General features: G+C 65.7%; 7 protein-coding genes and 3 rRNA genes. 8 read left to right on the top strand and 2 right to left on the bottom strand.

Annotated features, from left to right (window positions below):
- Positions 1-32: 32 nt before the first annotated feature.
- Positions 33-1,466 (bottom strand): serine/threonine-protein kinase, encoded by a 1,434-nt coding sequence (locus tag I601_RS18475; RefSeq protein ID WP_068113031.1) that lies wholly within the window; start codon positions 1,464-1,466, stop codon positions 33-35.
- 171 nt (positions 1,467-1,637) lie between these two features.
- Between I601_RS18475 and tyrS the strand changes: the two genes are divergently transcribed.
- From tyrS to I601_RS21785, 6 genes are all read left to right on the top strand, one after another.
- Complete coding sequence (tyrS, locus tag I601_RS18470) at positions 1,638-2,909, top strand: tyrosine--tRNA ligase (protein ID WP_084527822.1); 1,272 nt, start codon at positions 1,638-1,640, stop codon at positions 2,907-2,909.
- A 13-nt stretch (positions 2,910-2,922) separates the two neighbouring features.
- Positions 2,923-3,975 (top strand): alpha-hydroxy acid oxidase, encoded by a 1,053-nt coding sequence (locus I601_RS18465; RefSeq protein ID WP_218917696.1) that lies wholly within the window; start codon positions 2,923-2,925, stop codon positions 3,973-3,975.
- 527 nt (positions 3,976-4,502) lie between these two features.
- Positions 4,503-6,019, top strand: a 16S ribosomal RNA gene (locus I601_RS18460).
- 453 nt (positions 6,020-6,472) lie between these two features.
- Positions 6,473-9,606: ribosomal RNA gene (locus I601_RS18455) — 23S ribosomal RNA — on the top strand.
- Positions 9,607-9,750: 144 nt separating this feature from the next.
- A 5S ribosomal RNA gene (gene rrf, locus I601_RS18450) occupies positions 9,751-9,867 on the top strand.
- The 16S, 23S and 5S rRNA genes sit together here, the layout of an rRNA operon.
- A gap of 82 nt (positions 9,868-9,949) precedes the next feature.
- Positions 9,950-10,978: a tetratricopeptide repeat protein gene (locus I601_RS21785; RefSeq protein ID WP_068113028.1), complete on the top strand. Its 1,029-nt coding sequence runs from the start codon at positions 9,950-9,952 to the stop codon at positions 10,976-10,978.
- 22 nt (positions 10,979-11,000) lie between these two features.
- On the opposite strand, the gene I601_RS18440 is transcribed toward I601_RS21785, so the two are convergent.
- Positions 11,001-11,522 (bottom strand): hypothetical protein, encoded by a 522-nt coding sequence (locus tag I601_RS18440; protein ID WP_068113025.1) that lies wholly within the window; start codon positions 11,520-11,522, stop codon positions 11,001-11,003.
- An 86-nt stretch (positions 11,523-11,608) separates the two neighbouring features.
- Between I601_RS18440 and I601_RS18435 the strand changes: the two genes are divergently transcribed.
- Together I601_RS18435 and I601_RS18430 are read left to right on the top strand one after the other, a co-directional pair.
- Positions 11,609-12,532, top strand: a complete 924-nt coding sequence (locus I601_RS18435; RefSeq protein WP_068113024.1) for an alpha/beta fold hydrolase — start codon at positions 11,609-11,611, stop codon at positions 12,530-12,532.
- Positions 12,533-12,659: 127 nt separating this feature from the next.
- Complete coding sequence (locus I601_RS18430) at positions 12,660-13,193, top strand: DUF3145 domain-containing protein (RefSeq protein ID WP_068115283.1); 534 nt, start codon at positions 12,660-12,662, stop codon at positions 13,191-13,193.
- The last annotated feature ends 182 nt before the right edge of the window (positions 13,194-13,375 follow it).

Raw genomic sequence — 13,375 nt, 5'->3', positions numbered from 1 at the left:
GGCGCTGGGCAGAGGACGCGGCTCGTGCGGGCTCACACCGTCCGGGCGCCCGAGATGAGGAACCCGCCCCCGGCCTGCGGCTGCAGGGTCAGCTCCACGGTCTCCGTGACCGAGCGGCCGTCGCGGCGGTAGGTGTAGGTGTAGGTCGCCGTGCCGGCCTCGGGGTCCGCCTCGACCATCTGGAAGTCCCGGATCTCCTGCACGCTGCCCCAGAAGCCGGTGTACCCCTCGAGCCGACCGCTGGCGCGCTGGTAGGCGGGCGTCAGCAGGGCGAAGCCCTGGGAGGGGTCGGCGACGGCGGTGCGCACGTAGTCGGCCGCGAACTGCTCGATGTCCTCGGCGCTCGGTCCGGGATCCGGCTCGGGCTCGGTCGTCTCGGAGGGCCTGGCGGTGGGAGTCGCCCCGGCCTCGGGGTCCGTCCCGGCGTCGCGCCCGACCCCGACGACCAGGGCGATCACGACGAGCACCACCGCAGCGGAGACAGCGAGCAGCACCGGCACGAGGAGCCGGCGTCGGTCCCTGCCCGGTCCGGCCGGGTCGGCGGGCGGGGGCTGGGAGCGCCCGGTCCCGACCGCCGTCGGGATCACCGTCGGGACGCCGGCGGTGGTGAGGGCCGGCGCGTCCTGCACGCGCTCGAGGACCTGGGTGCTGTCGGCACCCGCTGCCGCGTGCGCCGGCCCGCTCAGCAGCACGTCGCGCACCGTGGCCATGTCCCAGCGCTGCTCCGGGTCGCGGCACATGGTGGCCTCGAGCAGCGGTCCGAGCCAGCCCGGGTCGTCGAGGCGCGGCGGGTCCTCGTGCACGATCCGGTACAGCGCACCCAGCACGTTGTCGCCCACCTCGTACGGCGGGTGGCCGGCCAAGGCGTGGAAGAGGGAGGCACCCAGCGACCACACGTCGCTGCGCGCGGTGGCGGTCGAGCCGGACGCGACCTCGGGAGCCAGGTAGGCCGGTGACCCGGTGACCAGCCCGGTCCGGGTCAATGAGGGGTCCGCGTCGGAGCGGGCGATGCCGAAGTCGGAGAGCTTCACCTGCCCGTCCGCCGTGACCAGCATGTTCGACGGCTTCACGTCCCGGTGCACGATGCCGTCGTGGTGCGCGGCCGCCAGGGCGTCGGCCGCCTGACCGAGCATCCGGGCCGCACGGTCCGGGGACAACGGCCCCTCGGCACGCAGGTAGCCCGAGAGGTTGGTGCCGTCGACGTGCTCCATCACCAGGTACTGCTGGTCGCCGTCCTCGACGAGGTCGTAGACGGCCACGACGTGGGGGTGGCTCAGGCGGGCCGCCAACCGTGCCTCGCGCTCAGCCCGCTCGGCCCGCTCGCGGGCGTCGGGGTCCTGGCCGGGAACCGCTCCCAGGCGCTTGATCGCCACGGCGCGCCCGAGGATCTCGTCGCGGCCGAGCCAGACGGCCCCCATGCCGCCGCGCCCGATCTCCCGCTCGAGGGTGTACCTGCCCGCGATCACGCCTGCTCGCACTCCATGCGCCCGAGGATAGGCGCCGTACGCGGTGTCTCCTGCGCCACCGGGGTCAGGTGACGGCGGGAACCGCCTGGCTGGGCCACGACGCCATGAGGCAGGCTGGGCGCCGACCGTCGGACCCCGTGTCCGGACCCCGCGTGCCCGGAAGGCAGCGACGTGAGCATCGACCAGACCCTCTTCGACGACCTCGAGTGGCGCGGCCTCATCGCGCACTCGACGGACCGCGACGCGCTGCGTGCCGCGCTCGGCTCGGAGAGCGTGCGGTTCTACGTCGGGTTCGACCCCACCGCGCCCAGTCTCCACATGGGACATCTCGTCCAGGTGCTGACGGCGCGGCGCCTGCAGGAAGCAGGGCACACCCCGCACGCGCTGGTGGGCGGCGCCACGGGCATGATCGGCGACCCCCGTGACTCCGGGGAGCGCACGATGAACTCGGCGGACACCGTGGCCGAGTGGGTGGGACGCGTCCGGGCCCAGGTGGAGCCGTTCCTGAGCTTCGAGGGCCCGAACGCCGCCCGGATGGTCAACAACCTGGACTGGACCCAGGGCGTCTCGGCGCTCGACTTCCTGCGCGACGTCGGCAAGCACTTCCCGGTCAACCGGATGCTGGCGCGCGACGTGGTGCGCAAGCGGCTCGAGAGCGGCATCAGCTACACCGAGTTCTCCTACGTGCTGCTGCAGTCCTTCGACTTCCTCAGCCTCTACCGCGACCGCGGGGTCACCCTGCAGTTCGGCGGCTCCGACCAGTGGGGCAACCTCACTGCCGGTGTCGAGCTGATCCGGCGCGCCGACGGGGGCAAGGCGCATGCCTTCGCGACGCCGCTGCTGACCAAGGCCGACGGCACCAAGTACGGCAAGACCGAGGGGGGAGCGCTCTGGCTGGACCCCGAGATGCTCTCGCCCTACTCCTTCTTCCAGTTCTGGCTCAACGTCGAGGACGAGAAGATCGGGGAGCTGCTCCGGGTCTTCACCTTCCTCAGCCGCAGCGAGATCGAGGAGATCGAGACCTCGCACTCGGAGAAGCCGTTCCTGCGCACCGGCCAGAAGGTCCTGGCCGAGCACGTGACCTCGCTGGTGCACGGCGCCGACGAGACGGCGCGCATCCAGGCCGCCTCGGCCGCGCTCTTCGGTGGCGGTGACATGCACGGGCTGAGCCCCGAGACCCTGGGCGCGGCGCTGAGGCAGGCGGGCGTGCTGCGGGTCGAGGGCGCCGAGTCGCTGCCGACGGCGGTCGACCTCCTCGTGGAGACCGGGCTGGCGAAGAGCAAGGGCGACGCCCGGCGGACGGTCGCGGAGGGCGGCGCCTACATCAACAACGTGCGCGTCGAGGACCCCGAGCACGTGCCGTCCCGCGCAGACCTGGTGGGCGGCAGTTGGCTGGTGCTGCGCAAAGGCAAGAAGAGCTTCAAGGGCGTCGAGGTCGTCTGAGGTGGGGGAGCGGGTGGGCAGCTGGCTCTCCGGGCTCGAGGCCCGCGCGGCCCGGTCCATGAGCACGCCCCTGCGTGAGTACGTGGAGCACGGCAGCGGGGAGGGGCACACCACCGGCGAGGCGACCCGGGCCTGGCGGTCGTTGCGGTTGCGGCCCCACGTGCTCCGCGACGTCACCGACGTCGACCTGGGGGTCACCCTGCTGGGACGGCCGAGCCGCCTGCCCTGGGGGGTGGCCCCGACGTCGCTCCAGCGCGCGGTGCACCCGGACGGGGAGGTCGCCACTGCTCGGGCCACCGCGGCCGCGGGCGGGCTGATGGTGGTGTCGAGCAACGCCGGCAGCACCTTCGCCGAGATCGCCGCCACGGGGGTGGACTGGTGGCTGCAGGTGTACCTGCCCTCCGACCGGACCTTGGTCGGACCGCTGCTCGACCGAGCGGTCGAGGCCGGGGCGGGAGCGGTGGTCCTCACCGTGGACACCCCGGTCGTGGCCACCTGGTACCCCACCGAAGGACTCATCTGGGACCTCGCCGACCCCGCGTGGACGCGGGTGAACTTCGGGCCCGGGCACGAGGGCCAGCCGGGCACGGAGAAGGCGCTCGACCTGGGGCCCCACGACATCGACTGGTTGCGCGAGCGCACCGGCCTGCCCGTGGTGGTCAAGGGGGTCCTCCGTGGTGACGACGCCCGCCGCTGTGTCCAGGCCGGAGCGGCCGCCGTGTGGGTGTCCACCCACGGTGGCCGCCAGCTCGACCGGGTGCTCACCACGGCACAGGCGCTGCTCGAGGTGCGTGCCGCCGTCGGCGCCGAGGCCGAGGTGTACGTCGACGGGGGACTGCGCGACGGGATCGACGTGCTCAGCGCGCTGGCCAGCGGTGCCGACGCCGTCTTCGTCGGCCGACCGGTCCTGCACGCACTGGTCGAGGGGGAGGCCGGGGTGGCCCGGTGGCACGCCGCGATGAGCGCCGAGACCGGCGAGGCGATGCGCCTGGCGGGGTGCCGGTCGGTCGCCGACACCCGCGATCTCCTGGCCCCGCCCGCCAACGACGGCCTGAACCGCCTCTGACCTGCGCAAACGCGGATGTGCGCCGCGTCACCCCGACCTGATTTGGCGTAGTGGCGAGAGTTCCCCTAATGTTTTCCATGTCGCCAGGGAGCGGCGGGGAGCAAGACCGGTCTGGTCGGGCTCCCGGCCCCAGGTCGACCATCACCTCTTCGTGAAGAGCTGTGAAGATCGAGGTGCTCCAGGCATCCGGTCGGACCAGGATTCATTCGTCGAATGAAGTGGAAAGCGCCGAGAAACGCGGATTTGCGCCGCGAGGACCGGGTCGCTAAGTTTCACCCAGAGCCCCGCCGCTCGCGCTGAAAGGCACGAGGACGGTGTGCGTCTGATTCTTGAGAACTCAACAGTGTGTCATAGTCGACGAATTAGTTTGTTATGCCCCGTCGATCACCGAAGCCCTTTTGGGGTGGGTGTGGTTGATGGTTTCTTTGGTAAGACGATGATTCTGGCAATTGTCAGTTTTGTTCTCTTGTCGGGGGCATCTCTTTTTGCTGCATCGGCCCTCAAGGGGGAAGGTGTGGTGTTGTTTTTCAACGGAGAGTTTGATCCTGGCTCAGGACGAACGCTGGCGGCGTGCTTAACACATGCAAGTCGAGCGGTAAGGCCCTTCGGGGTACACGAGCGGCGAACGGGTGAGTAACACGTGAGTAATCTGCCCCTCACTTCGGGATAAGCCTCGGAAACGGGGTCTAATACCGGATACGACACAGACCTGCATGGGTTCTGTGTGGAAAGTTTTTCGGTGGGGGATGTGCTCGCGGCCTATCAGCTTGTTGGTGGGGTAATGGCCTACCAAGGCTTCGACGGGTAGCCGGCCTGAGAGGGTGACCGGCCACACTGGGACTGAGACACGGCCCAGACTCCTACGGGAGGCAGCAGTGGGGAATATTGGACAATGGGCGGAAGCCTGATCCAGCAACGCCGCGTGAGGGATGACTGCCTTCGGGTTGTAAACCTCTTTCAGTGGGGACGAAGCGCAAGTGACGGTACCCACAGAAGAAGCACCGGCCAACTACGTGCCAGCAGCCGCGGTAATACGTAGGGTGCGAGCGTTGTCCGGAATTATTGGGCGTAAAGGGCTCGTAGGCGGTTTGTCGCGTCGGGAGTGAAAACACCGGGCTTAACTCGGTGCTGGCTTTCGATACGGGCAGACTAGAGGTATTCAGGGGAGAACGGAATTCCTGGTGTAGCGGTGAAATGCGCAGATATCAGGAGGAACACCGGTGGCGAAGGCGGTTCTCTGGGAATTACCTGACGCTGAGGAGCGAAAGTGTGGGGAGCGAACAGGATTAGATACCCTGGTAGTCCACACCGTAAACGTTGGGCGCTAGGTGTGGGGTCCATTCCACGGATTCCGTGCCGCAGCTAACGCATTAAGCGCCCCGCCTGGGGAGTACGGCCGCAAGGCTAAAACTCAAAGGAATTGACGGGGGCCCGCACAAGCGGCGGAGCATGCGGATTAATTCGATGCAACGCGAAGAACCTTACCTGGGTTTGACATACACCGGAAAGCTGCAGAGATGTAGCCCCTTTTAGTCGGTGTACAGGTGGTGCATGGCTGTCGTCAGCTCGTGTCGTGAGATGTTGGGTTAAGTCCCGCAACGAGCGCAACCCTCGTCCTATGTTGCCAGCGGGTTATGCCGGGGACTCATGGGAGACTGCCGGGGTCAACTCGGAGGAAGGTGGGGATGACGTCAAGTCATCATGCCCCTTATGTCCAGGGCTTCACGCATGCTACAATGGCCGGTACAAAGGGCTGCGATCCCGTGAGGGGGAGCGAATCCCAAAAAGCCGGTCTCAGTTCGGATTGGGGTCTGCAACTCGACCCCATGAAGTCGGAGTCGCTAGTAATCGCAGATCAGCAACGCTGCGGTGAATACGTTCCCGGGCCTTGTACACACCGCCCGTCACGTCACGAAAGTCGGCAACACCCGAAGCCGGTGGCCTAACCCCTTGTGGGAGGGAGCCGTCGAAGGTGGGGCTGGCGATTGGGACGAAGTCGTAACAAGGTAGCCGTACCGGAAGGTGCGGCTGGATCACCTCCTTTCTAAGGAGCACACGCCCCGATGTCAGACGCATGTTCTGGCACGTATGGTGGTGTTCACTAGTGGAATCGTCGATGATGTTTCTTTCACCTGTTGGTGGGGGTTGTCTTAGTACTGTCGTTCATCTCTTCGGGGGTGGGGGGCGTGGAACGGAGGAGCCTGCTGGGAGGTGGGGGACTGGCACACTGTTGAGCTTTGAGGGATCAGATTCCCTTCGGGCCGGTCTTTGACTGGTGGCGAGGGGGTTTGGTTTGCTCTGTGCCTCCTTTGCTCCGCGTCCCGTCTGTTGGTGGGTGTGGGGGTGTTGGTGGGCTGGTTGTTTGTGAATTGGATAGTGGACGCGAGCATCTGACGCGATGAAGGCTCTCTCCTCTTGTGTGGGGTGGGGGTGTTGGTCGTGTCTTTCTAGATGTGTAATTAAGTCTAGTCTTTGTAGTTTTTGTTGAGTGTTTGTGAGACAAGCTATGAAGGGCACATGGTGGATGCCTTGGCATCAAGAGCCGATGAAGGACGTAGGAGCCTGCGATAAGCCCTGGGGAGTTGGCAACCAAGCTGTGATCCGGGGGTGTCCGAATGGGGAAACCCAGCTGGAGTCATGTCCAGTTACCCGCGCCTGAATATATAGGGCGTGTGGAGGGAACGTGGGGAAGTGAAACATCTCAGTACCCACAGGAAGAGAAAACAAAAGTGATTCCGAGAGTAGTGGCGAGCGAAATCGGATGAGGCCAAACCATGTACATGTGATACCCGGCAGGGGTTGTGTATGTGGGGTTGTGGGACCGTATGGGAGGATCTGCCGGTCTTCCACACAGTAAGAAACTCACGTTGAAGTTGAAGTCCATTGGAAAGTGGCGCCGTAGAGGGTGATAGCCCCGTAAGTGTAAGTCGTGAGCTGTGATGCGGTATCCCAAGTAACACGGAACCCCTGAAATTCCGTGTGAATCTGGCGGGACCACCCGTTAAGCCTAAATACTCCTTGATGACCGATAGCGGACAAGTACCGTGAGGGAAAGGTGAAAAGTACCCCTGGCGGGGAGTGAAATAGTACCTGAAACCATGTGCCTACAATCCGTCGGAGCTTTGCTCACACTTTGTGTGACGGGGTGACGGCGTGCCTTTTGAAGAATGAGCCTGCGAGTTTGCGTTGTGTTGCGAGGTTAACCCGTGTGGGGAAGCCGTAGCGAAAGCGAGTCCGAATAGGGCTACTTAGTAGCACGATCAAGACCCGAAGCGGAGTGATCTATCCATGGGCAGGTTGAAGCGCGGGTAAGACCGCGTGGAGGACCGAACCCACTTAGGTTGAAAACTGAGGGGATGACCTGTGGATAGGGGTGAAAGGCCAATCAAACTCCGTGATAGCTGGTTCTCCCCGAAATGCATTTAGGTGCAGCGTCGCGTGTTTCTTGCCGGAGGTAGAGCACTGGATAGCTAATGGGCCCTACAAGGTTACTGACGTTAACCAAACTCCGAATGCCGGTAAGTGAGAGCGCGGCAGTGAGACTGCGGGGGATAAGCTCCGTAGTCGAGAGGGAAACAGCCCAGACCATCAGCTAAGGCCCCTAAGCGGTGACTAAGTGGAAAAGGATGTGGAGTCGCAGTGACAACCAGGAGGTTGGCTTGGAAGCAGCCACCCTTGAAAGAGTGCGTAATAGCTCACTGGTCAAGTGATTCCGCGCCGACAATGTAGCGGGGCTCAAGTCACCCGCCGAAGCTATGGCATTCATGCGAGCCCAGCATCCCCTTGAGGGGTGTTCAGGTGTGTGGATGGGTAGGGGAGCGTCGTGTCGCGAGTGAAGCGCCGGAGTGATCCAGGTGTGGACGCGACACGAGTGAGAATGCAGGCATGAGTAGCGAATCACGTGTGAGAAACACGTGCGCCGAATGATCAAGGGTTCCAGGGTCAAGCTAATCTGCCCTGGGTAAGTCGGGACCTAAGGCGAGGCCGACAGGCGTAGTCGATGGACAACGGGTTGATATTCCCGTACCGGCAAAGTAGCGCCCATGACGAACCTGGTGATGCTAACCATCTGAAACATCCATGATCGGACCCTTCGGGGCGAGACGCGGGTGCGTAGCGTGGGACCCGAACTGGTAGTAGTCAAGCGATGGGGTGACGCAGGAAGGTAGTCCAACCGTACCGATGGTTGTGTACGGCTAAGCATGTAGGGCGTCATCTAGGCAAATCCGGATGGCTGACTTCGATGTCGAGCTTGAGATGTGATGGGGACCCCGTATGGGGGAAGTGGATGATCCTATGCTGTCGAGAAAAACCTCTAGCGAGCTATGCGCCGCCCGTACCCCAAACCGACTCAGGTGATCAGGTAGAGAATACTAAGGCGATCGAGCGAACCACGGTTAAGGAACTCGGCAAAATGCCCCCGTAACTTCGGGAGAAGGGGGCCCGGAACGTGAACACCCTTGCGGTGGGAGCGGGAAGGGCCGCAGAGACCAGGCCCAAGCGACTGTTTACTAAAAACACAGGTCCGTGCGAAGTTGTAAGACGATGTATACGGACTGACTCCTGCCCGGTGCTGGAAGGTTAAGAGGACCTGTTAGGTGGTAACACCGAAGCGGAGAATTTAAGCCCCAGTAAACGGCGGTGGTAACTATAACCATCCTAAGGTAGCGAAATTCCTTGTCGGGTAAGTTCCGACCTGCACGAATGGAGTAACGACTTGGGCGCTGTCTCAACCGTGGACTCGGCGAAATTGCACTACGAGTAAAGATGCTCGTTACGCGCGGCAGGACGGAAAGACCCCGGGACCTTTACTATAGTTTGGTATTGGTGTTTGGTTCGGCTTGTGTAGGATAGGTGGGAGACTGTGAAGCATTCACGCCAGTGAGTGTGGAGTCAACGTTGAAATACCACTCTGGTCGTACTAGATGTCTAACCTAGGTCCGTCATCCGGATCAGGGACAGTGCCTGATGGGTAGTTTAACTGGGGCGGTTGCCTCCTAAAGAGTAACGGAGGCGCTCAAAGGTTCCCTCAGCCTGGTTGGCAATCAGGTGGCGAGTGTAAGTGCACAAGGGAGCTTGACTGTGAGACAGACATGTCGAGCAGGGACGAAAGTCGGAACTAGTGATCCGGCGTCGGCATGTGGAAGCGGCGTCGCTCAACGGATAAAAGGTACCCCGGGGATAACAGGCTGATCTTCCCCAAGAGTCCATATCGACGGGATGGTTTGGCACCTCGATGTCGGCTCGTCGCATCCTGGGGCTGGAGTAGGTCCCAAGGGTTGGGCTGTTCGCCCATTAAAGCGGCACGCGAGCTGGGTTTAGAACGTCGTGAGACAGTTCGGTCCCTATCCGCCGCGCGCGCAGGAAACTTGAGAAAGGCTGTCCCTAGTACGAGAGGACCGGGATGGACGAACCTCTGGTGTGCCAGTTGTCCCGCCAGGGGCACGGCTGGTTGGCTACGTTCGGAAGTGATAACCGCTGAATGCATCTAAGCGGGAAGCACGTTTCAAGATGAGGTTTCCCACCGGGTTAACCGGGTAAGGCCCCCAGCAGAACACTGGGTTGATAGGCCGGAGGTGTACAGCAGCAATGCCTAGCCGACCGGTACTAATAGGCCGAGGGCTTGTCTTACACTCACTCAGCTGAACCTACAAAGTCTCGCGTCCACGAATCCACACACACAGACAACACGTGTATGATCACATGTGAATAATGGCTTGGTAACCAGCCACACCAGACGGTGAACACACCCGTCTGGGCTGGTACCGCAAGAGTTACGGCGGCCATAGCGAAAGGGAAACACCCGGTCCCATCCCGAACCCGGAAGTTAAGCCTTTCAGCGCCGATGGTACTGCAACCGGGAGGTTGTGGGAGAGTAGGACGCCGCCGGACATACACTCCGTAGGGGCCACCGCAAGGTGGCCCCTACGTGCATTTGTCCCCATCCCGTGCAGGGCAGTGAAGGAGCAACACCGTGGCCGAGCAGCGTCGCAACCAGCGTCCCTCCGGCGGTCGTCCCACCGGCGGCGGTCGCCCCTCCAGCCCGCGGTCCGGGGACTCCCGCTCCTCCGAGCGCGGCGGTCGTCCCGACCGTGGCGGTCGCCAGGACGGCCCGCGCAGCGACTCCCGTGGCGATTCCCGTGGGGACTCGCGGAGCGACTCGCGCGGCGGACCCCGCAGCGACTCCCGGGGTGACTCGCGGGGTCGTTCGGACTCCTCGAGCCGGGGCGGCGCCCCGCGTGCCAAGAAGTCCTACGGCCCCCAGGGCGCCGGTGGTGGCCGCTACGTCGAGAAGGAAGCGCCCCGCTCCGCCGACCAGGCCGTCTACGACGGCCCCGAGCTGCCCGCGGAGATCACCGGCAAGGAGCTCGAGCACAACGTGCTCGCCCAGCTGAAGACCCTGCCGGAGAAGCTGGCGTCCCGGGTGGCCCGCCACCTGGTGGCGGCGGGTGAGCTGATCGACGACGACCCGGAGACGGCCTACCAGCACACGCTGGCCGCCCGCGCCCGGGCGCCACGTCTCGCCGTCGTGCGCGAGGCGGCGGGGGAGGCGGCCTACGCCGCCGGCCACTACGCCGAGGCGCTCGCCGACCTGCGGGCTGCCAAGCGGATGAGCGGGGCCACGGCCTACCTGCCGATCATGGCCGACTGCCACCGCGCGCTCGGCCAGCCCGAGCAGGCGCTCAAGCTCGCCAAGAGCCCCTCGGTCGCGAACTTCGAGCCCGAGGCCAGGGCTGAGATGACGATCGTGGAGGCCGGTGCGCGCCGGGACATGGGGCAGATGGATGCCGCGCTGCGGACCCTGGAGCTGGCTCCGTTGCAGTCCAAGAGCCGCGCCCCGTGGGTCGTCCGCCTGCGGTACGCCTACGCCGACACCCTCGAGACAGCCGGTCGCACGACGGACGCCCTGGCCTGGTTCCACCGCACCGACGCCGTCGACAGCGACGAGCTGACCGACGCCGCGGAGCGGGCTGCGATCCTGGAGAAGACCCAGCGCGACTGACCGTCGTCGCACGCGGGTGCGCTCAGGGCTTCACGACGGCGATGACGGCCTTGGTCCCTGCCCGGCTGTGGCCCCAGCGGGGACCCTCGCGGAAGGCGACGGTGGGCAGGTCGACGTAGACCGCGCCCGGCTCGCTCGCCTCGGCCTTGATGATCAGGGAGTCCCCAGCGCGCAGGGTCGCCCCGGCGGGGTCGACCAGCTCCCGGCAGAACGGTGCAGGATCGGTGGTGACGCCGATCGAACCGCCGCGGCAGAGCAGTGGCTCGAGCGTGACGTCCACCGTGGCGTCGGCTCGCAGGTGCACCCCGGCCAGGTCGAGCGTCCGCGCGAAGTCCGCAGGTGTGGTCCACACCCCGACGTAGACCGGACGCCCGGCTGTGGTGCTGGCGGTGACGTGACCCTCGGCGGACGGGAGCGGGGGCGGGTTGGTGACGAACCACCAGGCGAGCAGGGCTGTCGAGGCGACGAGCAGCGCCAGGGCTGCGCGGGTCAGTAGCCGGCCGCGGACCACGCCGAGCCCCGACGTGCTGCTGGACTCGGGCATGCCCGGAGCCTAGGGCATGGGTGGTCTGCCGCGTCGCTAGGTAGAACGTGTTCTCGTTTCGGCCTGATCTCTGCCATCATGGCGCCATGGACGTCAAGCGACCGACCCTGGAGGGCAGCGTGGCGGTGCGGGACGGGCGCCGGCTGAGCTTCGCCGAGCACGGGTCGCCCCGGGGGCGGCCGATCGTGTGGATGCACGGCACCCCGGGGGCCCGGAGGCAGATCCCGCTGGAGTCGCGTCGCATGGCGCAGGACCAGGGGCTGCGCCTGATCGGCGTGGACCGCCCGGGGATCGGGTCCTCGACACCGCACCTCTACCCCCACCTCCTCGACTGGACCGAGGACCTCGCCCTGCTGCTCGACGCGCTCGCGGTCGACACGTGCCACCTCGTCGGGATGTCGGGCGGGGGACCGTACGTGCTCGCGGCAGGTGCCGCCCTGCCGGAGCGGGTCCACGGCGTCGCCGTGCTCGGCGGCGTCGCCCCCACCACGGGTCCGGACGCGGTCGACGGGGGCCCCATCCAGCTGGCGATGCGGCTTGCTCCCCTGATCGCGGTGGGGCGGGTGCCGCTGGGCCTCGTGGTGAACCAGCTCATCCGGGTCGTGCGACCGGTGGCCGGGTCCTGCGTCGACCTGTACGCCGCCTTCCAGCCACCGGGTGACAAGACGCTGCTCGGGCGCCCGGACTTCCGCGCGATGTTCATCGACGACATCCTCAACGGCAACAGGTTCCAGTCGTCCGCGCCACTGAGCGACCTGCTGCTCTTCTGTCGGGACTGGGGCTTCGAGGTCGCGGACGTGCAGGTGCCGGTGCACTGGTGGCACGGGTCCGACGACCACATCGTGCCGCTGCGCCACGGACAGCACGTCGTGGACCGGTTGCCGGACGCGACGATGACGGCGATGGAGGGCCAGTGCCACCTCGGTGGGCTGGGCAACGTGGAGGAGATGCTCACCGCGCTCGTCCAGCTCGGTCCGCGCCGACGCCGGGCAGTCAAGGCGCCGGCCTGACCGCCCCGGGGTGGGGACTGGTGCTCGAGCGCCTCATGGGCCACAATGGGCCCAAACCACATACGTGTCACTTGATCTTTCGACACTCCTGATGAGGCCGCTGGGGAAGGCGTACCTCGCGCCGGAGATGAAGGAGGTCACGGTGACCGCAACAACTGCCACCCGCACCGCGACGAGGGGCGTGTTCTACGTCCACTCAGCGCCCTCCGCGCTGTGCCCCCACATCGAGTGGGCCGTCGGCGGGGTCCTCGGCATGCCTGTCAGCCTGGACTGGACGCCACAGCCCGCCCAGAGCGGCAGCTACCGGGCAGAGCTCTCCTGGAGCGGTGCCGTCGGCTCAGCCGCATCGGTCGCCTCGGCACTACGTGGTTGGAACCAGCTGCGCTTCGAGATGACCGAGGAGCCGAGCCCCGGCGTCGAGGGCTCGCGCTACTCCTACACCCCCGAGCTGGGCGTCTACCACGCCGTGACCGGGCTGCACGGGGACATCATGATCCCCGAGGACCGGCTCAAGGCCGCGGTGGTCAAGGCTGCCCTCGGCGAGACGACGCTGCTGGTCGAGATCGACCGGCTCCTGGGCAAGCCCTGGGACGACGAGCTGGAGACCTTCCGGCACGCCGGTGACGGCGCTCCGGTGCGGTGGCTGCACCAGGTCGTGTGACCGCACGGCTGCCCTGAGACGACGTGCCGGCCCCGCACGGGGGCCGGCACCAACGACGACCTCGAGGCCCCGTCGGGTCGCGTGGGACGACGTTCGAGATCGGTGTCGAGGCCTTCGGGGCGGTTTACGAGCGGTACGTGGGACATCCTTGGCAGCGACGGCGTGCAGACCGGCACATCAGC

The sequence above is a fragment of the Nocardioides dokdonensis FR1436 genome (genome assembly GCF_001653335.1).
In the GTDB taxonomy this organism is placed as follows: Bacteria; Actinomycetota; Actinomycetes; order Propionibacteriales; family Nocardioidaceae; genus Nocardioides; species Nocardioides dokdonensis.
The sequence above is the reverse complement of the archived record's forward strand: the minus strand, read 5'-3'. Positions and strand labels throughout refer to the sequence as shown.